The organism is Streptomyces sp. NPDC059169 (assembly GCF_042755225.1).
In the GTDB taxonomy this organism is placed as follows: Bacteria; Actinomycetota; Actinomycetes; order Streptomycetales; family Streptomycetaceae; genus Streptomyces.
Window position 1 is genome coordinate 284,253 of record NZ_JBHZCF010000009.1, and the last position, 21,870, is coordinate 306,122.

General features: G+C 69.7%; 18 protein-coding genes. 2 read left to right on the forward strand and 16 right to left on the reverse strand.

Annotated elements, in window-relative coordinates:
• Positions 1 to 75: 75 nt before the first annotated feature.
• The 4 genes from ACFXOM_RS19315 to ACFXOM_RS19330 form a co-directional block, all read right to left on the reverse strand.
• Entirely contained in the window at positions 76 to 1,773 is a 1,698-nt protein-coding gene (locus ACFXOM_RS19315) for an LCP family protein (protein WP_385038581.1), read from the reverse strand.
• Between the two features lie 19 nt (positions 1,774 to 1,792).
• A complete protein-coding gene (gene nadD / locus ACFXOM_RS19320) occupies positions 1,793 to 2,410 on the reverse strand; it encodes a nicotinate-nucleotide adenylyltransferase (RefSeq protein WP_384932554.1) in 618 nt (205 codons plus the stop codon).
• 38 nt (positions 2,411 to 2,448) lie between these two features.
• Complete coding sequence (locus tag ACFXOM_RS19325; RefSeq protein ID WP_384932557.1) at positions 2,449 to 2,610, reverse strand: hypothetical protein; 162 nt, start codon at positions 2,608 to 2,610, stop codon at positions 2,449 to 2,451.
• Positions 2,611 to 2,695: 85 nt separating this feature from the next.
• A complete protein-coding gene (locus tag ACFXOM_RS19330; RefSeq protein ID WP_384932559.1) occupies positions 2,696 to 2,857 on the reverse strand; it encodes a hypothetical protein in 162 nt (53 codons plus the stop codon).
• Between the two features lie 112 nt (positions 2,858 to 2,969).
• On the opposite strand from ACFXOM_RS19330, the gene ACFXOM_RS19335 reads away from it, so the two are divergent.
• Positions 2,970 to 4,082 carry a M48 family metallopeptidase gene (locus tag ACFXOM_RS19335; protein ID WP_384932562.1) on the forward strand — a complete coding sequence of 371 codons (1,113 nt, stop codon included), beginning with the start codon at positions 2,970 to 2,972 and terminating at the stop codon, positions 4,080 to 4,082.
• Here the strand turns inward: ACFXOM_RS19335 and ACFXOM_RS19340 are convergent.
• The 12 genes from ACFXOM_RS19340 to rplU all read right to left on the reverse strand — a co-directional run bounded on the left by ACFXOM_RS19340 (position 4,067) and on the right by rplU (position 19,659).
• The gene (locus tag ACFXOM_RS19340) at positions 4,067 to 5,152 is read right to left on the reverse strand and encodes a hypothetical protein (protein ID WP_384945307.1); all 1,086 of its coding nucleotides are present in this window, start codon (positions 5,150 to 5,152) and stop codon (positions 4,067 to 4,069) included. The two genes, ACFXOM_RS19335 and ACFXOM_RS19340, sit on opposite strands and share 16 nt — an antisense overlap.
• Before the next feature lie 77 nt (positions 5,153 to 5,229).
• Positions 5,230 to 5,838 (reverse strand): hypothetical protein, encoded by a 609-nt coding sequence (locus ACFXOM_RS19345; protein ID WP_384932567.1) that lies wholly within the window; start codon positions 5,836 to 5,838, stop codon positions 5,230 to 5,232.
• Positions 5,839 to 5,904: 66 nt separating this feature from the next.
• A complete protein-coding gene (locus ACFXOM_RS19350) occupies positions 5,905 to 7,188 on the reverse strand; it encodes a glutamate-5-semialdehyde dehydrogenase (RefSeq protein ID WP_384932569.1) in 1,284 nt (427 codons plus the stop codon).
• A 204-nt stretch (positions 7,189 to 7,392) separates the two neighbouring features.
• A complete protein-coding gene (locus tag ACFXOM_RS19355) occupies positions 7,393 to 7,971 on the reverse strand; it encodes a hypothetical protein (RefSeq protein ID WP_384932572.1) in 579 nt (192 codons plus the stop codon).
• Between the two features lie 141 nt (positions 7,972 to 8,112).
• On the reverse strand, positions 8,113 to 9,240 hold the full coding sequence (gene proB, locus ACFXOM_RS19360; protein ID WP_384932575.1) for a glutamate 5-kinase: 1,128 nt from the start codon (positions 9,238 to 9,240) through the stop codon (positions 8,113 to 8,115).
• Between the two features lie 561 nt (positions 9,241 to 9,801).
• Positions 9,802 to 11,019, reverse strand: coding sequence for a glycosyltransferase family 2 protein (locus tag ACFXOM_RS19365; protein WP_384932578.1), 1,218 nt, complete (start codon positions 11,017 to 11,019; stop codon positions 9,802 to 9,804).
• Between the two features lie 118 nt (positions 11,020 to 11,137).
• Positions 11,138 to 13,285, reverse strand: coding sequence for a hypothetical protein (locus tag ACFXOM_RS19370; protein ID WP_384932581.1), 2,148 nt, complete (start codon positions 13,283 to 13,285; stop codon positions 11,138 to 11,140).
• A gap of 130 nt (positions 13,286 to 13,415) precedes the next feature.
• A complete protein-coding gene (locus ACFXOM_RS19375) occupies positions 13,416 to 14,918 on the reverse strand; it encodes an SDR family NAD(P)-dependent oxidoreductase (RefSeq protein WP_384945302.1) in 1,503 nt (500 codons plus the stop codon).
• A 191-nt stretch (positions 14,919 to 15,109) separates the two neighbouring features.
• Positions 15,110 to 17,215: a glycosyltransferase family 4 protein gene (locus ACFXOM_RS19380; protein ID WP_384932587.1), complete on the reverse strand. Its 2,106-nt coding sequence runs from the start codon at positions 17,213 to 17,215 to the stop codon at positions 15,110 to 15,112.
• 280 nt (positions 17,216 to 17,495) lie between these two features.
• Positions 17,496 to 18,932: a GTPase ObgE gene (gene obgE, locus ACFXOM_RS19385; RefSeq protein ID WP_384932590.1), complete on the reverse strand. Its 1,437-nt coding sequence runs from the start codon at positions 18,930 to 18,932 to the stop codon at positions 17,496 to 17,498.
• Between the two features lie 137 nt (positions 18,933 to 19,069).
• A complete protein-coding gene (gene rpmA / locus ACFXOM_RS19390) occupies positions 19,070 to 19,324 on the reverse strand; it encodes a 50S ribosomal protein L27 (RefSeq protein WP_055703572.1) in 255 nt (84 codons plus the stop codon).
• Positions 19,325 to 19,338: 14 nt separating this feature from the next.
• Complete coding sequence (gene rplU, locus ACFXOM_RS19395) at positions 19,339 to 19,659, reverse strand: 50S ribosomal protein L21 (RefSeq protein ID WP_017944922.1); 321 nt, start codon at positions 19,657 to 19,659, stop codon at positions 19,339 to 19,341.
• A gap of 268 nt (positions 19,660 to 19,927) precedes the next feature.
• Between rplU and ACFXOM_RS19400 the strand changes: the two genes are divergently transcribed.
• Positions 19,928 to 21,799: a hypothetical protein gene (locus ACFXOM_RS19400; protein ID WP_385038584.1), complete on the forward strand. Its 1,872-nt coding sequence runs from the start codon at positions 19,928 to 19,930 to the stop codon at positions 21,797 to 21,799.
• Positions 21,800 to 21,870 lie beyond the last annotated feature (71 nt).

Genomic DNA, 21,870 nt, shown 5'->3' on the forward strand with positions numbered 1-21,870 from the left:
TCGACACGCCCCCGATTCCGCCGCGCCCGTGGGGTGCGGACTCCCGTCGGGCATGTCCCGACGGGAGTCCAGGGGTCACCTGCCCTTGAAGTCACCGCCGAGGAGGACCAGGACATCGGCGTTGGCGGCGGGCTTGCCGGGCTTGACCGAGCCCTCCGGCAGCCCGAGTGTCTTGGCGACCTCCACGGCCTTGGCCTTCTGGCCCTCGTCACCGTAGGTGACCTGCGACGTCGACGCGGTCTCCGCCTTCCCCACATCGATGAACGAGTAGCCGCCATTGACCAGGACGATCCGCGCGGCCTCGGTGGCGTCGGCGTTCCCGCTGGCGTTGCGCACGCCGACCCGCACCGCCGCGCCCTGCTCCGGTGCGCTGACCTTGCCGCCGAGGACGTCCTTGACGACGCTGTCGCTCGCCTGCTGGCTGAGCGTTCCGTCCTGCTGCACCGGTAGCACGGCGGTCTTGTAGTCGCCTCCCTTGGCGTGTTCGGCGAGGCGGGCGAGCGACGCCCCCAGGTCCTTCTCCGGAAGGGAAGGGTCGAGGATCTGGGCGAGGGTCTCGACGGTGATCGTCGCTCCCTTCGGATCACTGGAGATCTTCCGGAGCGCGCCGTACATCACCTGGCCGAAGCGCAGTAGCTGCTTGTCCTCGGCCTCGCCCGGTCCCCGATAGGTGGCGTAGGCGACGGCCGCCTGGCCGTTGAGCGTCTGGTTCTCGCCCTTCTTCACCAACGGAGCCTCACCCTTCTTGGCCCCGGGCACCGTGGCGTCGGTGGTCAGGTCGATTCCGCCGACCAGCTCCACGAGGTTTTCCAGGTACGGGGTGTCGAGCCGCCAGGTCCCGGTGATGCGCGTGCCGAGCAGGCTGCCGATCGACTCGCGGGTGCCGGTGCTGCCGTCGTCGTCGACGGACTTGCCGAGGGTGGTCGCGTTGCCCTCGTCGTCGGCGATGGCGAGCGAGTTCGGCAGGAGGACGGTCGTGCCCTGCGTGGTGGTGGAATTGTCGACGAGGAGGGCGGTGGACGTGCCCTTCTTCTTGGTGTTGTGCAGATGCACCACGATCACGTCGCGCTTTTGCGGTCCCGTGGCGGTGGTCCGGGCGTCGCCAGGCCCCGAGACCCCGGGCAGCATGCCCGCGTACCAGAGGTAACCCACGCCTCCGGTGAGGGCGAGGGCCAGGACGACGACGAGGGCGACGACACGGTTGCGTCCGCGGCGCTTGGCTTCCTCCCGCCGCTCGGTGCGACTCTCGGTGAACTTGAGCCAGTCGATGACGTCTTCGGAATCCTCGTCCGGTTCCTCGACGAACGAGAACTGCCCGGTGCGGTAGTCGTCGTCACCGCGCTCGGCGTCCGGCGCGGCGGGCCGCCGCTGTCCGGGCACGGACGCCGGCCCGGCCTGCGCGGGCCGGTCCGCCGGCGGTTCTTGCTGCTGCGGGACGTCCCACTGCTGACCGGTGTCGAGTCCGGACTGGGAGGTGTCGAGCGCGGCGTGCTGCCCGGCGTCGTAGGCGTAGCCGCCCGGTGCGGTCGGGGCCTGGCCGTACGCGGCATAGCCCTGAGGCTGCTGAGGCTGGGCGTACGGGTCGTAGCCGTACGTCTGCTGGTGTTGCTGGTACTGCTGGTACTGCTGGTGTGGCTGCGCGTACGGGTCGTAGCCCTGTCCTTGCGCGGAGTGCTGGGGCTGCTGGTAGACCGGCTGCCCGTACTCGTCGTAGCCGATGATCTGCGGCTGCTGGGAGTAGTACGGGTCGTACGGGTTCTGTTGGTCGTTCACCGGTGCCCCTCTCCGTGGCTCACTCGCCGCGGTACAACTGGCGCTTGTCGATGTAGCGCACCACGCCATCCGGCACCAGATACCAGACAGGGTCGCCCTGCGCGACCCTCGCGCGGCAATCGGTGGACGAGATCGCCAGCGCGGGAACCTCCACGAGCGAGACCCCGCCCTTGGGCAGGCCGTCGTCGGTCAGGTCGTGGCCCGGTCGGGTGACACCGATGAAGTGGGCGAGCGAGAACAGCTCTTCGGCGTCCCTCCAGGTGAGAATCTGGGAGAGGGCGTCCGCGCCGGTGATGAAGAAGAGGTCCGCGTCGGCGTTGAGCGCCCTCAGGTCCCGAAGGGTATCGATCGTGTACGTCGGCCCGCCCCGGTCGATGTCGATGCGGCTGACCGAGAACTGCGGGTTGGAAGCCGTGGCGATGACCGTCATCAGATAACGGTCCTCCGCCGGTGAGACCGCCTTGTGGGTCTTCTGCCACGGCTGCCCGGTGGGTACGAACACCACCTCGTCGAGGTGGAACAGGGCGGCCACCTCACTGGCGGCCACCAAGTGTCCGTGGTGGATCGGGTCGAACGTCCCGCCCATGACGCCGAGTCGGCGTTTGCCGTGGCCGGTGGGCATTACCTGCTGCTCCATGCGTGCAGAGCCTACTTGCCCGGCGACCCGGCCCGGCCTCAGCGGTCGCGGTTGAAGCGGGTGGTGATCCACAGCAACAGAACAAGGGCGAAGAGTGCGCCTCCACCAGTGAGGTAGGGGCTGAGGCTTTCGTGGTTGCCACCGTGCTCGGCGCCCTCGGCGAGAGTGACCAGGTTGGCGGCTGTGCTGGCGAGGCTCATCTTCTGCAGGACCTATTCGATCGGGAGTCGGAGCGGAGACTTCGGGCACATCGTATGCGTGTGGTCCGGGCACGCTCACGTCGACTCAGTCGTTGTCGGTTCCGCCGTCCCCGTTTCCGCGGTAGCCGCGCAGCAGGAACCAGGCGAGCAGGGCAGCTCCGACCAACGGGACAAGCAGCATGATCCGGAGCGTGTCGCCCTCCTGCTGCCCGGACGCGGCGGAAAGCAGTGCGGCGGTGTCCGGCATGTCGGTTCCACTCCTCGGTTATCCACAGGCCTCCGCCGCACCGTAGCCCCAGCGCATACGCTGGGGACCGTCAGGGGGACGAGCCAAGACTCGTGAGGACAGGGGGCACCCGATGACCGACAACAGCCACGAGAACGTGCCGAGCAGGCAGCGCAGGCGTTTCCCGGGGATTTCTTCCCGGGCCTACGAGCATCCTGCTGACCGCTCTGCTCTGGTCGCCTTGCGCAAGCTGACCGGCTTCGACACGGTGTTCAAGGCGTTGAGCGGACTGCTGCCCGAGCGCAGCCTGCGGCTGCTCTTCCTCTCGGACTCGGTGCGGGTGAGCGACGCTCAGTTCGCGCACCTGAACACCATGCTTCGCGACGCCTGTTACATCCTGGACCTGGAGAAGGTCCCGCCGATGTACGTCACCCAGGACCCGAATCCGAATGCCATGTGCATCGGCCTGGACGAGCCGATCATCGTCGTCACGACCGGCCTGGTGGAGCTGCTCGACGAGGAGGAGATGCGCGCGGTCGTCGGTCACGAGGTCGGCCACGCGCTCTCCGGCCACTCCGTGTACCGAACGATCCTGCTCTTCCTCACCAGTCTCGCCCTCAAGGTCGCCTGGATCCCGCTCGGGAACGTGGCGATCACGGCGATCGTGACGGCGCTGCGTGAGTGGTTCCGCAAGTCGGAGCTCTCGGCGGACCGGGCCGGACTGCTGGTGGGGCAGGACCTGCAGGCCTCGATGCGCGGTCTGATGAAGATCGCCGGGGGTAACCACCTGCACGAGATGAACGTGGATGCCTTCCTGGAGCAGGCCGAGGAGTACGAGGCCGGGGGTGACCTTCGCGATTCGGTCCTGAAGATCCTCAATATGCTGCCGCGTACGCATCCCTTCACGACGGTGCGCGCCGCGGAGCTGAAGAAATGGGCCGAGAGCCGCGACTACCAGCGGATCATGGACGGCCACTACACGCGCCGCACGGAGGACAAGGACACCTCGGTCACGGACTCCTTCCGCGAGTCGGCTTCCCACTACGCGGAGTCGGTGCGGACCAGCAAGGATCCGCTGATGAAGCTGGTCGGAGACATAGCAGGTGGCGCGGGCGACCTCGGCGGCCGGCTGCGCGACAAGTTCACGGGGAGCGCAAGCCGCGGTGGCACTGACGGCAGCACTCCGTCGGACGGCCGCGGCACATCAGACGGCGATGGCAAATCAGGCGATCACGGCGAGGGCTGAGCGCTCGCCGAGAGGGTTCCGCAGAGTGCGGCGGCCCGGCTCGACTCGTACGGGTCGGTGCCGGCCGGGCTCTCCGTGCCGGCCCGCTGGCCCGCCAGCAGCGGTCGCAGCTCGGTGGAGACGTCGGCCGAGCACGCCATGGGACCCGCCTGTACGTGGCTGAAGAGCAGCTCGGCCCGGTGGAGACGCAGGTCGTCGCGATCGAAGCGGAAGTGGAGCTCCCTCCGGACGGTGAAGAGTGATGCCCTGCCGGCACGGCCGGCAGTGGCGTCCGGGCTCTGCCCGACGGGACGCAGGGCGTACGTGAGCGTGTGGTCCGACATGACCTCGAGGTCATCGGGGCCGGCGTCGACGACCCGCAGCGTTCCCCTGACCCGTACGTCGGTGTCCGCCAGTGCAACCTTGGTCGGATCGAACCGGACGAGCCAGCCGGTAGCCGCGTGCCGGCCGTCGTTCGCGGGGAACTCGAGCGACCGGTCGAACTGGGGCGCCTGCCCCGGATCGAGCAGCATCCGCACGGGCCGAACTTCGCTGCCGATGAGCACATCAGGATCGAGGGAGGAGACGGTGAGGTAGTCCTTGGCAATCATGAGCGCATTCATCACCTGGGCATCCGTGAAATTCCTGGTGCGGCGTACACCCGGAAGAGTGATGCCGGCGGAGCCTTTGGGGAACTTGGCAGCGGGGCTGTGGGCGTACAACGTCACCGGATCGCCTCCGGGCACGGTGCCCTCGGGGGCGAGGGGAATCACGGTGCTGCGCAGCTGCTGGACGGGCTGGGCGCTAGGGGGCTGATAGGGATGCCGGACGCCCATGTAGATGGCGGTGCCAAAGGCCAGAGCGATGATCAGAACGAGCATGAGGGCCTGCTTGGACCCACCCCGCAGGCTCATCACGCGACGGCTCCGCACGGCTCTGGCGTGCTCGCCCATGCGCTCCTGGGCGGAAAACTCCTGGAGCCGGGCAGCACGGATGAACGATTCGTCGAAGACGACGGACCGGTACTCGTCCTCATCTCCGCCGGGGAGCCCCTCGGGTGTCCCCTCAGGTGGGTCTCCACGCCCTGCCATATCTTCAGAGTAGGTCGGGAGGCGCTGGCGTAAACGCGCTGCTGCGCGACAAGTTCTGCCCCGCGCTCACGCGGTCGTCAGGGCGTGCGGGGCACTGCGGAGACGGGAGGGGCGGAGTAGTCCGCTGAGGCGGAGGGGCCCGTCACCCGCTCGGGGAGCGCGCTGTGGGAAGGGGCGTCGACGCCGGTGGTGGCCGGTGCCGGAACCCGGTCCTGGCGGTTCGCCGACGCTCCGCGGTAGACCGCCGCGAAGGCGAGGGCGATCATCCCGATGCCCATCAGCAGCGCGAGGACCCAAGCGACGGGCCGGTGCCAACGGGCGGTCCCCCGGTACGGGCGCAGAACACCTCCGTGCGGCCCGTAGGGGCCGAACTCACGGGCGAGGCCGTCCGGGTCGTAGAAGTCGTCGTACGGGCGCCCGTCGGCGTACTCACCGCCCGGGCCGTAGTCGTCGTGGAGCTCGTCCTCCACCGGTCCGACGCCGGCACGGGCTCGCGCGGCCTCGGCCTCCGCACGTGCTTGGGCGGCCGCGAGTAGCCGCTCGACAGCCGAGGGCTCGTGGATCGTGGCGGACCGCACGAAACCCTCGTCGAACACCACGGAGGCGAAGTCCTGGTCCGCGCCTCCGCGGTCGTCGTCGGGCTCCCGGCCGTCCTGGAACGGCCTGCCCCCCACGTCGTCCGGCACGCTCTCAGGGTAGACCTGGGTGTGGCTTTTGGGCAGGGAGTGCGGGCAACTGCCCGCATCCCTCCGTCACCGGGTGTGACCGTCCCCCGTCACGATGTACTTCGTCGAGGTCAGCTCGGGCAGGCCCATGGGACCGCGGGCGTGCAGCTTCTGGGTGGAGATCCCGATCTCGGCGCCGAATCCGAATTGGCCGCCGTCCGTGAAACGCGTGGAGGCGTTCACGGCGACCGTCGTGGAGTCGACCAGCCGGGTGAACCGGCGCGCGGCGGCCTGGGAGGTCGTGACGATGGCCTCGGTGTGGCCCGAGGACCACAGACGGATGTGCTCGACGGCCTTGTCGAGGGAGTCCACGACGGCCGCGGCGATGTCGTAGGAGAGGTATTCGGTCTCCCAGTCCTCCACGGTGGCGGGCACGACCGTGGCCTTGGACGCCTCGCCGTAGGGCAGCGTGCGCTCGTCGGCGTGGACGGTCACGCCCGCCTCCGCGAGGGCATCCAGGGCACGCGGCAGGAAGGCGTCGGCGATGTCCCGGTGCACGAGGAGGGTCTCGGCGGCGTTGCAGACGCTGGGCCGCTGGGCCTTGGAATTGATCAGGATGGCTACGGCCATGTCGAGGTCGGCCTCGGCGTCGACGTACACGTGACAGTTGCCGGTACCGGTCTCGATGACGGGGACGGTGGACTCCTCCACCACCGTGCGGATGAGGGAGGCCCCACCGCGCGGGATGAGGACGTCGACGAGGCCACGGGCCCGCATCAGCTCGCGGACCGAGTCGCGGCTCTCGCCCGGCACGAGCTGCACGGCGTCAGCGGGCAACCCGGCTCCCCCGACGGCGTCCCGCAGCACCCTCACCAGGGCGTTGTTGGACGCGTAGGCGGAGGATGAGCCGCGGAGGAGGACGGCGTTGCCGGACTTCAGGCAGAGCGCCGCGGCGTCCACCGTGACGTTCGGACGGGCCTCGTAGATGATCCCGACGACGCCGAGCGGCACCCGGACCTGGCGCAGGTCGATGCCATTGGGGAGGGTGGAGCCACGCACGACCTCGCCGACCGGATCGGGCAGGGCGGCGACGTGCCGCACGTCCGCGGCGATGGCCCTGACCCGCTCCGGCGTCAGGGTGAGGCGGTCGATGATCGACTCGCTGGTGCCGGCTTCCCGGGCGCGGTCGATGTCCTGGGCGTTTGCCTCGACGATCTCACCGGTACGGACCTCGAGGGCGTCCGCGATCGCCTGCAGGGCGTCGTCCTTCGCCGCGCGCGGAAGTGGCGCGATCTCGGCGGCGGCCGCGCGGGCCCGGTAGGCGGCCTGGGTGACCGGAGTGAGGTTGTCGTACGGCGAGAGCGAGGTCATGCCCGCAGGGTAATGCGCCGTCTGCGGGCATCCCGCACGTATCCCGCAGTGCGAGACGGAACGGGTCCTGTTCCGAGACCGGTCCACTGTCTTCCCGGTAGCGTCGTCGGGGCGGCGCCGCTCCGGTGAAGGGCCGACCTGTTCGGGGCCACCGGCGAGGCATCCCACGCCGCGTCACCGGCCGGTCCGTGGACGGGGGCCCGGTCAGAAGGGATGGACGCCGACGGGTGACGCGGGGGGCGGGCCGTAGCCCTCGGCGATGCGCTGGTGGTAGGTCTCGCGGTCGATGACTTCGAGGCCCACGATCTTCCACGGCGGCAGCTTGGCGCTGGACCGGTGCTCGCCCCACAGGCGCAGCGCCACCGCAGCGGCGTCGTGCAGGTCCCGGGCCTCTTCCCAGTAGCGGATCTCCGCGTGATCGTTGGCATACCGGCTGGTGAGGAGGAACGGGTGGTCGTGTGCGAGCTGCTCGAGACCGCGCCGCACCTCGCTCAGCGGGGCCTCGGGGCCGGAGGCGCACAGGGTGATGTGCCAGAGCTTGGAGACGACGTCGCTGTCCGGGGAGGACGCGTCGTCCGCGATGCGCCGGTCACCGCCCGAACCGCCGAAGCGGTGCACCGTGTCGGCCCGGTCCTCCGCGCCACCGTCGCCGAAATCGTCGAACCCGTCGAGATCCGCCCCCGCTTCCACACTGGTCAGGGCACGCTGCTCCGCAGCGGCCCTGCGGGCTTGGGTGGTACCCCGTGTCCCACGGGGCGCCGCCCCTGGGCGCGCTCGTCTCACCGGCGGCCTCCTGTTGATGCGATCTGGTGCTGTACCCGCGTACCCCCCCCGACAAAGTTGACCAGCCCGGGACGGGACGTGGGGCGGTTTTGGTAAAGGTCCTTGTCGGAAACCAGGAGTTTCAGCCGTTTCAGGGTGGAATCACGGAAGCAGGACGACGAGATCGTCCCGGTGTACGACCTCCCGTTCGTACTCCGGGCCGAGTTCTTTCGCGAGGTCACGGGTGGAGCGGCCGAGGAGTTGCGGCATCTCCTTCGAATCGAAGTTCACCAGGCCCCTGGCGACCGCACGGCCCGTGGAGTCGCGCAGCTCCACCGGGTCGCCGGCGCTGAACTCCCCGTCGACGGCTGCGATCCCGGCGGGCAGCAGCGACTTCCTGCCGTGGACGACGGCGCGCACGGCACCGTCGTCGAGGGTGAGCGACCCTTGCGGGGTGGAGGCGTGGGCCAGCCACAGCAGCCGGTCGGCGGAGCGCCTGCCGGTGCGGTGGAAATACGTGCCGGTGTCGTGACCTGCGAGGGCGGCGGCGGCGCGGCTGGCGGAGGTGAGCACGACCGGGATCCCCGCGGCCGCGGCGATGCCGGCCGCCTCGACCTTGGTGACCATGCCGCCGGTACCGACGCCCGCCCTGCCGGCGGAGCCGATCTCGACCCCGATCAGGTCGTCCGGTCCCCGTACCTCGGCGATCCGGGACGCGCCGGGCCTCCTCGGGTCCCCGTCGTACAGGCCGTCCACGTCGGAGAGGAGCACCAGCAGGTCGGCACGTACGAGGTGGGCGACGAGGGAGGCGAGCCGATCGTTGTCGCCGAAGCGGATCTCGTCGGTGGCGACGGTGTCGTTCTCGTTGACGACCGGGACCGCACCCATGGCCAGGAGTTGGTCGAGGGTGCGATAGGCGTTGCGGTAGTGGGCGCGCCGGCTGGTGTCGTCGGAGGTGAGGAGCACCTGCCCCACCCGGACGCCGTAGCGGGCGAAGGAAGCGGTGTAGCGGGCGACGAGCAGTCCCTGGCCGACGCTGGCGGCGGCCTGCTGTCGGGCCAGGTCTTTGGGGCGGCGGGCCAGCCCGAGGGGCGCGAGCCCGGCGGCGATGGCTCCGCTGGAGACCAGCACTATCTCCTTCTCGCCGCCGCTGCGGACCTTGGCGAGTACGTCGACGAGGGCGTCCACGCGGTCCGCGTCGAGGCCGCCGGCGGCCGTGGTGAGCGAGGAGGAGCCGACCTTGACGACGATCCTGCGTGCTTCCGATACGTACTGCCTTGCCACTGTCACGTGGCGAATCTATGCCAGGGACCCGGTTTGGCGCGCATCCATATCAGCCGCTGGACGTCGATCCGGGCGGCAGCCGGGACCGGAGCCAGGGAGCGGCGACCCTTCTCCCACCGCGGACCACCCGTCAGTCGGACACGTGCACCCGGGAACACCCGGAGCCGGGCGGTGCGCGGTGCCGATGGTGACGAACCTTCAAAGGGTCAGCGGAAAAGGAGCTTTACCCCATCCATCGGCCCAATCGACTTTCGACCGATGAAAGTTTGCTCTGCTATCGCCTTGGACCGTACCCGGCACACCTCAGTACGCGGAGCCGGCTCTGTCGCCTCGTCGGACACCGGTCGTGTACCGGGACGGATGGTCGTCCGCCGCAGTAGCGATCGTCGCCGGTCCCCCGGCCGCCCCGCCGGGGGATCGAGGGTCCCGAGCCGGGCCCTCCCGTGACGGCGTGGTCCGCGGGCGGACGTCGGTCTTGCGGGGCGGCACTGCTGTGGTCGTCCACCGAGCACGGTCCGGGCGGCGGGAGTGCGGCACGCACGAGCCCCCGTCCTGCCGGCGGGTGCTCTAGGCCCACCGTTTGAAGGGAGTCCTCCCCAGGCCGTGGCCCACGTACCGCCGGACCCGGCGCGTCACCCGCCGTACGAGCGACAGGTGCGGGTCGATGCGCTTCCCCGCGACCCGCTCGGTGACGGTGACCTCATAGGCGGAGTCGGGGATCCCCGCGGCCGGGTCGGCGAAGTGGGGATAGGCGAGGTAGTCCCTTCCGCGTCGGTGCACCACGGCGGGAGGGGTACCGGCGCGGACGAAGGCGAGCACGTCCCGCAGGGCATCGGGCTTGTCGAGCGCGGCGCAGGTGAGTCGGAGCCGTTCCTCGACCCTCAGTCTCCGGGCCACGCCCGGCGTCCAGTGGTCGGCCATGAGCGGCGCGACGAGTTGCATCTTGTGGCGCAGGATCTCCTCGGGCTGCCGCAGGACCACGGGTCCGAACTGCGGCAGCAGCGTGACCGTGAACGGGCGCACCATCAGCTGGTCCCGCCGGGTGCCCGGCGGGAGAAGCCCGGCGATCAGCCGCATCAGCGCCCTGGCCGAGTCGAAGCGCGGCTCGTACCCACCGGTCTTCGTCAGGTTCTTCCCGTCCTCGCGACCGACCAGGTAGTAGCACGTGTAATCAGCGATGACGGACACCCCGGCGCCCCGCAGGTACGCCTCCATCGTGAACAGTGCGTCCTCGCCGGTGCGCAGTGACTCGTCGAACGTCATGCCGTGCGTCACGAGCAGGTCCCGGCGGAACAGCTTCTGGGCGCTGAGCGTGAACTTGACGTTGGACGTATAGATGTCGGCGCGGTCGACGGTCCGCCGCCACATCGACGTCGCGGCCCTGCGGTTGACGCCTTCGACCCTGCCGAGGACGACGTCCGTGCCGGCCCTGTCCGCCATCGCCACCATGCGCTCCAGAGCCTCCTGCCCGAGGTGGTCGTCGGCGTCGAGGAAGAAGACGTAGCGACCGCGGGCCATGGCCAGGCCGGTGTTGCGCGGGGCGCCCGGGCCACCGGAATTGGGCTGGTGCACGACCCTCACGGGGACGTCCGTACGGGCGGCGAACGCGTCCAGGTACTCCCCGGTGCCGTCGGTGGAGCCGTCGTCGACGGCGACGACCTCCATCCGTGCCGGGCCCAGCGTCTGGGCTTCGACCGAGTCGAGGCACGCGATCAGATAGGGCATCGCCTCGTACGCACCGATGACCACGGTGACGTCCGGGGCACCCGAGGGGGAGTCGGACATTCGTCCATCGTGCACAGCACGCATGTCGGGGTCGTGACGGCACGCGCAACGGCCCGCAAGCCCGCCCCGGTCAGGGGGGCCTACGGGCCGTTCGGCCGATGTCCCGCGCTGCCGCAGGTCAGCCGGCGACCTGTGTGGTGGCCTCCGCCCCGCCGGCCTCCTTGGCCTTGTCCTCGGCACCGCCCGTGTCGATCCCGCCGGCGTCCGACTCCCGGTCGAGCTCGCCGATGGCCTGCGCTCCGATGCGCTGCAGCACGCCGGCGTTGCGAGCCTCGGCCTTGGCGGCGAGCGCCCGCACCGCCGCGTCGAACTGCTCGATGGAGGTGGGCTCGTCCGGGCCGAGCAGGTACTTCTTCAACTCGGCACGAGCATCCGCCAGGCTGTCGGCCGCCGGGTCCGCCACGGCGTCCAGCAACTGGTCCAGCCCGTCGGCGCTGTTGGAGAGGATGACGGCGGCGCGCACGGCGGTGTTCTGCCGCCTGAACTCCTCGGCACCGAGTTCTGCCGAGTCCGTGACCGCATACGGCTTGCCGCTCGCGATGAAGTCCGAGACGACGCTGGAGATGTCGGACACCATGCCGTCGGACTCGTTGAAGCAGTCGTACAGCTTGGGCTCGGAGCCGGTGACGATCTTGTGTTCCCACCAGCCGGAGGTACGCCAGTACGCGGCGTTCCACTCGGCGCGCAACGCCTTGATCTCGGCGAGCCGCTGGGGGTCGGCGAGGGAGACGCGGGACTCCTCCGCCTCGTCGCCGCCGGCGCGACCGGGCGTGCAGAGCACGGCCAGCCGGGCCTCGATGCGGGCTGCTTCGGCGCGTGCTGCGGACTGGCCGGCCTGCGCGGCGGCGGCCTCGCCGGCCCAGCGGGGGTCGGCGGCCCGCTCGGCGGCGGCCCGCTGCACCATTGCCGTGATCCGCTCGTGGACGGCCTTGGCCTTCTTGTTGCGGATGCCGGTGAAGGGGTGCGGCTTGTAGATCACACGGACGGGCCGTTCGGCCTCCAGCAAGCGTCGGACGATGTTCTCGCCCGCGAGCAGCAGGGAGGTGTTGCCCGGGTTGTTGTCCCAGCCCTCCCAGGTGGGGGCGTAGAGGATGGTCGGGATCGGGTTCTTCGGCGCCCCGCCACCGATCTCGATCGGGGCGAGCTGGGGGCGGCCCACCTCGACGATGTCGTCGTCGCGGACGCCGACGTCGGCGAGTGCATAACGGTCGCGGCCGGCACGTCCGGCGGTCCAGACCTCGTCGTACACCTTGGAGAACGGATTGACGCTGGCGAGCTTGTCGCTGTCACCGTGACCGATGAAGACGTGCTTCATGGTCGGTACGCGCAGCATGTGGATGTTCTTGCCGACGTTGGCGGGGTACAGCGTGACCCGGACCGTGTCCAGCTTCATCGCCATCAGGTGCTGGCCGCCCGGAATACACAGCACGGGCACGTCGGTCTCGTTGAGCTTGGCGACGAGACCGCGTTCCCGCATGATGATCACGGGCCGGCCGTCGATCTGCTCCATCGTGTCCAGCCACATGTTGACCTGGTACGCGGACTCGTCCGAGCCGGAGAAGTACAAGGCGACGGTGGGCTGGTACTCGTTCAGCCAGGTCTGCACGGCCTTCAGCACCGCTGGGCCGGACGGCACCCGGCGCCGGCGGCGCACGTACGGTACGAGGGCGGCGGTGTAGAGCAGGCCGAGCCCGATGGTGACGGCAGTGCCGACGTACCCGACGGTGTAGTTGCCGCCGGCGGCGGCGACGATCACCCCCGCCATCGCCGGGATGTCAAGATGCAGCATCTTCTCGGTGGAGCGGTGCAGCAGGACCTTCGGCGGGGCGTCCGGGATGCGAACGGCGTTGAGGTCGACGTTGCGGGTGACGACCGGCATGGTCCGGCGCAGTCGGATCAGGGTGGTCAGTGCGCCGTGCGGAGCCTGCAGGCCGTAGAAGAGCAGGAAGCACGCGACCGCGGCGTAGAAGAGCGGTTGCTCGGCGAGGCCCTCACGGGCGAGCAGCAGGATCAGCAGTAGCTGGCGGAGCAGGAAGCGGATCGGCAGACCGGCCCGGACCTTGTTCAGACGGTTGACCAGGTAGCTGCCGCGCTGGTGCAGGTACCAGTCGGCGACGTAGGTCACCGCACCCGCCGCGGCGAACATCCAGATGCTCGGGACCAACGCGGCGATCATGACGCACGGATAGCCCAGCCCCATCAGGGCCGCTGCGGCCAGCTCTGACCGGCTGCCCACACGAGCCAGTCGAATGGCGGTCGAAATCACGAAGAACCTGCTCCAAAGGTGCCGGTTAATTCACACTTGCAGGGAATTGTGAAGCCGGGGCTTCATGAACTCGGGCCTCTGTATCGCCAGCAGCGATTGCAGAGGCCCGAATTTTTCGTCAGCGGAAATATTACACGTCCTCCTGGCGGTCCAGCACGGATGCCAGGGCCTGCTCGAACCCGGAGGCCTCGCTGGCCCCGCGGGTCGGGTCCTGCTGGCGTACGTCGATGACGTGGCCGGTCAGGTCGGAAAGCAGCACGTCCAGCGAGGTCCGGGCCACGGCCTCGGAGGACAGCAGCGAACCGGCCGGCTCCTGGCCGAACGCCTTGGTGCGCATCGGTGTGGCCGTGCGCTCCGGGTTGACGCAATTCACACGGATTCCCTCGGCCGCCCATTCGTCGGACAGGGCCTGCGTGAGGTTCACCATGGCTGCCTTGGTGGACGAGTAGAGACTGTAATCGGCTCGACCGCGGGTGTAGCTGGACGAGGTGTAAAGAAGCAGCTGCCCCTTTGTCTCCACCAGATATTTGTACGACGCACGGGCGATCTGCACGGGCGCCAGGTAATTCACCTTCAGCGCTTCCTGAATGGTCGCGTTGTCCGCCTCGGCGAGCTTGCCGATCCGCAGCACGCCGGCGGTGTTGATGACGTAGTCGATGCGGCCGCTCTCGGCGTAGGCCTTGGAGAGGGCGTCATCGACGTGCTCCGGGTTCTCGACATGCGTGCCCGTGGTGGAACGGCCGAGGGCGTAGACCTTCGCGCCGTAGCGCTCGGCGAGGGCGGCGATGTCCGCGCCGATGCCGTACGAGCCGCCGAACACGACCAGGGTCTTGCCGGAGAGCAGCTCACGGTAGGCGGCCTCGTCCGCCTGGCGCGGGGCGGCGGTGGAGGCCAGCTGGAAGAGCTTGTCGGCGATGAAGACGTCGACCGGTTGGGTCACCTTCATGTTGTACTCGTCACCTGCGACGACGTAGATCGGCACGTCGGGCAGGTACTTGAGTACGACGCTGCAGTCGTCGGTGGCTTGGAAGTTGGGGTCACCCGCAGCAACCTCGTAGGCCCGCCGGATCGTGGACAGCTTGAAGGCCTGCGGCGTCTGGCCGCGGCGCAACCGGGAGCGGTCCGGGACGTCGGTGATGAACTCGCCGTCCTCACCGTGCGTACGGGTCACGATGATCGTGTCGGCCGAGGGGATCGCGACGTCGACCGCCTGGTAGCGATCGAGGGCGCTGACACAGTCCGCGATCACCCTCTGTGACAGCAGGGGGCGCACCGCGTCGTGGAAGAGGACGTTGCGGTCCTCACCCTCCGCGAGTCCCTCGCTGAGTGCCGCGATGGCCCGCTCGGTGGTCTCGTTGCGCGTCGCACCGCCCTCGATCACACGGGTCACCTTGGTCAGCCCGGCCTTGGCGATGATCTTCTCGACGTCGGGCACGAAACCCGGTGCCATCAGCACGATCACGTCATCAATGGCCTCCGCCTGCTCGAAGATCGTCAGCGTGTGCTCGATGACGGCCTTCCCGGCGATCTTCAGCAGCTGCTTCGGGATCGCGAGCCCCACGCGCTGGCCGGTACCACCGGCGAGCACGACTGCTGTGGTGCGGGGCTTGGCTGCGGCGTGCGGCACAGACACAGAACGACCTACCTTGCGATGACTGGGGGACGATGTGATGGTCGCACTCAGCGTGACCGTCCCGCAAGGAGGTCACCAGGCGCTCCGCACCCTGTGGAAACCCTGCGTTCACCCCATGGCCAGGGGCGTTGTCAGGGATGTGGGACGGTGAAGGGGTGACTGATACCACATGTGGCCCACGCGGCGCAGCGTTACCCCGTCGCTTTGTCGACGACATTGATCACAAGTTCGTTCCCGGCACTGAAGAAGATCTTCACCGTGACTTCGTCCCGGGGCTTGGAGAGCAGTCTGCGCACCATGGCGCGAAGCAGCGCCAGCGGACGCTTCTTGGGTACGACGACCGGCGGGTACGGGTACACGCCGCCCTTCTCGACCACGTCGTCGAGGAAGCGGCCGATTCTGGCGGGCTCGGCGTCGGGGGCGTACCGCAGCCAGAGGTCCCACACATCATGAGCCGCGACCTGCATCCCCACCGGCGCACCGACCGGAACGGTGCAGCGGAAACCGTCTGCGCCCTCGCGGGTACCGGGGAACGCCAACTCGCCCTGGTCCGCGCCGCGTCGGCGCATCAGGAGCACGGGATCACCAGTCGGCTGCGCCTCGCCCAACAAGCGTCCGGAAACGGTGATGTCCCTACCGGAGACCGTCACCTCTGCGGACTCGGCGTGGACGGAGCGCGCCCAGGAGCGCAGCGAGAGTGAACCCTGCCGTACGTAGGGGACGAGGGTGCGGACGGGATCGCCGGAGCGGAGGCGCTCGGCCGACCGCATCGCCCCGCGCTGATCGACGGCGCGGGTGGTGAGCGACCGGCGCTCCTCCCTTGACCCGCTCCCCGCGGTGTGGCAGGTCCAGATGCCTTCGGCGAAGTCCCGGTCCGCAGGGACCGTTGCGCGGCCGTCCGCGTCGAAGGGGAAGACGAGGTCGGCGACGGCGGGGGCGGGATGCACACAGACGAGCTGGGAGACGTCCCCGCGCTCGCCGAGCAACTTCACGGTGACCGCACCGCTGTGCTCGACGACGCAGTCCGCGACGGGTTCCTGGAGTTGGATTCCGTGCGCGGGGGGTTGCGACGCCCCCTCCGCGGAAGGGGATCCGGCTACGGCGGACAGGTGGGCACCGGCCCCTCCGGCGTAGCAGCCGGCGGGGATCCGGGAGCCCGCGCCCAGAGAGGCGAAGAGTTCCTCGTACTGCTTGGCGACGGGGCCGGGGTCGAAGCGGCTGGCGTGGGAACGGGCGGCTGCGCCCATGCGCCGGCGCAGGTCCTCGTCGTCGATGAGCCGCAACAGGGCGGCGGCTACGGCTTCGGCGTCACCGACCGGGACGAGCAACCCGTCGACGCCGTCCGCGATGATCTCGCGAGGCCCGTAGTCGCAGTCGGTGGAGACGACCGGGAGCCCGCACCGCATCGCCTCGACGAGGGTCATGCCGAACGACTCGTGGCGCGAGGTGGACACGGCGATCGCGCCCTTGACCCACTCCGGCTCGATCGGCGAACGCGGGCCCATGAGCTGCACGTTGTTGTAGAGGCCGAGCTCGTCGATGCGTTTGCGCAGTCGGTCCTTCTGATTGCCCCAGCCGCAGATGCGCAGGGTCCACTCGGGTCGTTCGACGACGACCTTGCCGAACGCCTCGATCAGGACGTCGTACTGCTTCTCTGAAGCGAGGCGCCCGGCCGCCACGACGGTCGTCCCGCTCAGGTCGGAGGGGGCCACCATCGGTTCGGGCACGCTGTTCGGGATCGCCAGCACCCGGGTGTCCGGAAGCGGCATCTTCTCCCGCCACACCGCCGCGTCGCCCTCGGAGACGGTGACGAAGGCGTCGAGAGCGGCGAGGTACCGGCGCATCTCGGCGCGCAGCTCCGGCTTGTGGTGGTTGTGGGTCATGTGCTCCTGCCCGATGAGCACGGCGTGGTCGGGAGCGAACTGGGCCGTGTACGCCACCAGGCCGGGCCGGGTCCCGATGATGACGTCCACACCGGAATGCGCGTAGTGGTCGCGCACCCGCGCGTCGGTGAGCTTGCTGTACTCCTTGAAGCGCGCGTCACGGGCCGGGAAGCACTCAGCGGGCTGGAGGGCGAGCGGGTGCTCCTTCTCGTTCGTCGGGGACTTGGGGCGGGTGTCGACGAGCGGGACGACGGTGATGCGCGGATCGATCGCGAAGAGAGGCTCGTCCCGGTGCCGGAAGACGGAGACGATCTCCACCTCGTGACGCCCGGCGAGTTCCTCCGCGAGGTTGAGCGTGGTGCGGATGGTGCCACCGATGCCGTAGATGGTGTGGATGAGGAAGGAGACCTTCATCAACGCTCCGTTTCAGTTCTGCTGGGGCACATTGCCCCACCCCCGCCTGGAAGACGGTGATTCGGAGCAGCAGGTTTATTCCGCTCACGACCTGAGCGGTTCGGCTGTGCCTCCTCACTCTTCGTCCGTCCTCCGTACCCCACGCCCCGTCCCCGGTTCCGTCCGGCTGCCCGGGCCCAACGAGACCGGCAGCCCACCTGCCGTCTGCGCCAACGCAGACGTCGGGGCCCCGGGTTGTAACCCGGGGCCCCGACGGGACGCTCTGGTGAGGACTGTGCGGTTAGAACGGATCGAAGTCGTCGAACTCGCGCTCCGCGTCGTCGCGCTCGGCCTCGCGGTCCTTGCGGCGCTGCGCCGCCGGTCGCGGCGCCTCGAAGCGGTGGTCCTCGCCGCGACGGCCGAGCATCTCGGCGCCGGCCATCATCGTCGGCTCCCAGTCGAAGACGACCGCGTTGTCCTCGGGGCCGATCGCGACGCCGTCGCCGGCGCGGGCACCGGCCTTCATGAGCTCTTCCTCGACGCCGAGCCGGTTGAGACGGTCGGCCAAGTAGCCCACGGCCTCGTCGTTGTTGAAGTCGGTCTGGCGCACCCACCGCTCGGGCTTCTCACCCCGCACGCGGAAGAGGCCGTCCTCCTCCTGGGTGACCGTGAAGCCCGCGTCGTCGACCGCCTTCGGGCGGATGACGATCCTGGTCGCCTCCTCCTTCGGCTTGGCCGCACGCGCCTTGGCGACGATGTCCGCGAGCGCGAACGACAGCTCCTTCAGGCCCGTGCGAGCCACTGCCGACACCTCGAAGACGCGGTAGCCGCGCTCCTCCAGGTCCGGGCGGATCATCTCGGCGAGGTCCTTGCCGTCCGGGACGTCGATCTTGTTGAGGACGACGATCCGGGGGCGGTCGTCCAGGCCGCCGTAGCTCTTCAACTCCTCCTCGATGACGTCGAGGTCGGAGACCGGGTCACGGTGGGACTCCAGCGTCGCCGTGTCCAGCACGTGCACCAACACGGAGCAGCGCTCGACGTGGCGCAGGAACTCGAGACCGAGTCCACGGCCCTGGCTGGCCCCGGGGATCAGACCGGGGACGTCCGCGATGGTGTAGACGGTCGAACCTGCCGTGACGACACCCAGGTTCGGCACGAGGGTCGTGAACGGGTAGTCCGCGATCTTCGGCTTGGCTGCCGACAGCACCGAGATCAGCGAGGACTTGCCCGCGCTGGGGTAGCCGACCAGCGCCACATCCGCGACGGTCTTGAGCTCCAGGACGATGTCGCCTGCGTAGCCGGGCTCACCGAGCAGTGCGAAACCGGGCGCCTTGCGACGCGCCGAGGCGAGCGCCGCATTGCCGAGTCCGCCGCGGCCGCCTTCCGCCGCCACGAAGGTGGTGCCCTGCCCGACGAGGTCGGCGAGGACGTTGCCCCGCTTGTCGAGGACGACCGTGCCGTCGGGCACGGTGAGCACCAGGTCCTGGCCGTCCTTGCCGGAACGATTGCCGCCCTCGCCCGGTTTGCCGTTGGTCGCCTTGCGGTGCGGCGAGTGGTGGTAATCGATCAGTGTCGTGACCGACTGGTCGACGGTGAGGATGACGTCGCCGCCGCGACCGCCGTTGCCGCCGTCCGGCCCGCCGAGCGGCTTGAACTTCTCACGGTGGACGGAGGCGCAGCCGTGGCCTCCGTTACCCGCGGCGACGTGCAGCTCGACGCGGTCCACGAAGGTGGTCATGGTTGTGCCTCCAGAATTGACTGTGCGAGATGTCTGACTCGGTGCCGTGCTACGGCACAACACGCGAAAGGCGGACCCGCTTCCCGTAGGGGAAGAGAGGTCCGCCCTCGCGAAAGAACCGTTCTACGGGGCCTGGATCAGGCGACCGGAACGACGTTCACGACCTTGCGGCCGCGGTGGGTACCGAACTCCACCGCACCAGCCTGCAGCGCGAACAGCGTGTCGTCACCGCCGCGGCCGACGCCCGCGCCCGGGTGGAAGTGCGTGCCGCGCTGACGGACCAGGATCTCACCCGCGTTGACGACCTGACCGCCGAAGCGCTTCACGCCGAGCCGCTGAGCGTTGGAGTCGCGACCGTTCCGGGTGGACGATGCGCCCTTCTTGTGTGCCATCTCTCCTCAGTCCCTTACTTCGCAGCCGTGGGGATCGCCGTGACCTTGATCGCCGTGTACTGCTGGCGGTGGCCCTGACGACGGCGGTAGCCGGTCTTGTTCTTGTAGCGCAGGATGTCGATCTTGGCGCCCTTGTGGTGGTCCACGACCTCGGCCTGGACCTTGATCCCGGCAAGCACCCACGGGTCGCTCGTCACGGCGTCGCCGTCGACAACGAGCAGGGTCGAGAGCTCGACCGTGTCGCCAACCTTGGCAGTGGAAATCTTGTCAACCTCAACGATGTCGCCGACAGCAACCTTGTGCTGGCGACCACCGCTGCGCACGATGGCGTACACGCGGATCTCTCTCTCGCTCGGAACGGAAACCTCTGATGCCAGCCGTCCCGCACGGGTCGGGGACCCGTAGCTGTCCACGAGGGCGAACGGCCTCTCCGGCGGAGCCGGAGGGAGTTGCTCAGAAGTTGGCGTGCATGGAGACACGCCGACGGTCCAGGTTACGGGGCGGGCCGCAAGGGGTCAAACCAGCCCGCTCTGTGCCTCCTGGGGTCGACGAGCCGTGCGATCTCTGGTGGGAAGACCTTCTCTGCCTGTTGAATGACCGCTCGTGCCTCTGCGCTCCTTCATCACCCTGCCCCGGCTACTCCGGCACGGCTCGACCGTGGGCGCCGACCTCCCCCCGGACGAGGCGGTCCTGCTCGACGAGCGGCCCGCTCCGCTGCGCGCCGCAACAGCCGCGGCCGTCGCCGGTGATCACGGCCCGGCGCAGGAGCTGCTGGCGGCCACCCGGTCCGGTGCCGAGTGGGAGCGGCGCAGCGATCATGTCTCCGCACTGGCCCGCACGGCCCTGCACCACCACGGCTGGCTGGACGCCTGGCTGGCCGAGTCACCCGAGGATCCGGACGCGATGCTGGTCAAGGCCGACCTCTGCATCCGCCGTGCCTGGGCGATCCGCACCGGTGCCCGCGCCGACCAGGTGCCGCGCGAGCAGCTGCGCGCGTTCTTCGCGCTGCTTGAGGACGCGGTCCCGGTGGTCGGTGCCGCCGTCGAGCTCAACCCCCACGATCCGGTGCCGTGGCGGATCGCCCTCACCCACGCCCGCGGCATCCAGGCTCCGCGCACCCTCTTCGACGCGTACTGGGCCGAAGCCACCGCCCGCTCCCCACACCATCACGGCTGCCACTCCGCGGCACTGCGGTACCTGTGCGCGAGGTGGCACGGCTCCCACCGGGAGATGTTCGCCTTCGCCGAGGGGGCCGCGGAGCAGTCCCTGCCGGGGTCGAAGCTACGGGCCCTCCCCCTGTCCGCCGCGATCGAGTACGAGGTGGTGGCACGCGCGGGCGATGACGGACTGATCGACCGCTCCCGGATCACGAGCGCCGTGGACCGAGCACGGGAACTGTCCTCCTCTTACGCGCCCGGGGACCCCGAGGCGGCCGGTTTCCGCAACGAACTGGCCCTGATGCTGGTCCTCGGCAAACGGTTCACCGAGGCGCTGGACGTCTTCCGGGCCATCGGGGTCCAGGCGCGCACCCATCCCTGGGCCTACTTCGGGGACGCCCGCCAGGAGTTCCTGGACTTCCGCACCGGCGTACGGATGCAGATCGCGAGCCGTACGCCCCTGTTCTCCCGGAGGTCGTACCGCGCCGCGGCCCCGGCCCCGGACTTCCCCGCCGGGCCCACCGTCCACCTCCTGGCGATAGCCGCCGCCCCACCCGCCAAGGTCGCCGAGGCGGCCCTGATGTGCGGGGTCCCGCTGAGGATCGCCCCGGCTGACGACGCCAGCAGTTACGTGGCGCTCGCCCCGGACGCCTCGCCCGGCCGGAGGGCGAGCCTGATCAACGGTGAGGATCGGCTGACGGCGGCAGCGGACACTTTCACCACCGGGGAGAAATGGCCCGCGCTGGTACTGCGCAGGGCCGGCGGTGTCGCCGGTTTCACCCTGCTCCACAAGGGCAAGGAGATCGCCGCCCATGCGTGGGACCCGGCCGCTCCGGTCGGGGACCACACCTCCGCGGCGGCCACCGCGGCCGCCCTCGCCCGGACGTACGACGTCCCCGACCCGCGGCCGCTCACCGCCCTGCTGCGTTCTCCGGCGTCACCGGCCCGCAGCCAGGCGGCGCTCGTGGCCGCTCTCGGTCTCCCCCCTCTCCCGGAGGACTTCGGGCAGCGATCCGATGTGCTCGCCGGCTTCCCTCAGGCCCGGCTGCTGGAGCGTCGCGGCCTCCTCGCGGGCTTGCGCGACACCCTGGCGGATGACGGTGAGCGCCTGCTCGTGGGCACGGGAGGCGAACGGCCAGCCCCGCGCCGCGCCCGCTGGTGGCTGCTGCGAACGGCCGCCGCCCTCTTCTTCGGCTCGGCGGCGGTCCACTCCTGGTGGTCACCGGAGACGGGCGTGCTCAGGTCGACGCTGGTCTCCCTCGTGACGTTGGTGTTCGTGGGACAGCTGGCGTCGGCGGTGGAGGAACGTCGTCGCTGAGCGGTTGCCGTCCGGGCCCCCGCACGAGCGGTCCCGGCCAGGGAGCGGGCCCGTATGCTCTCCGGCGAAGC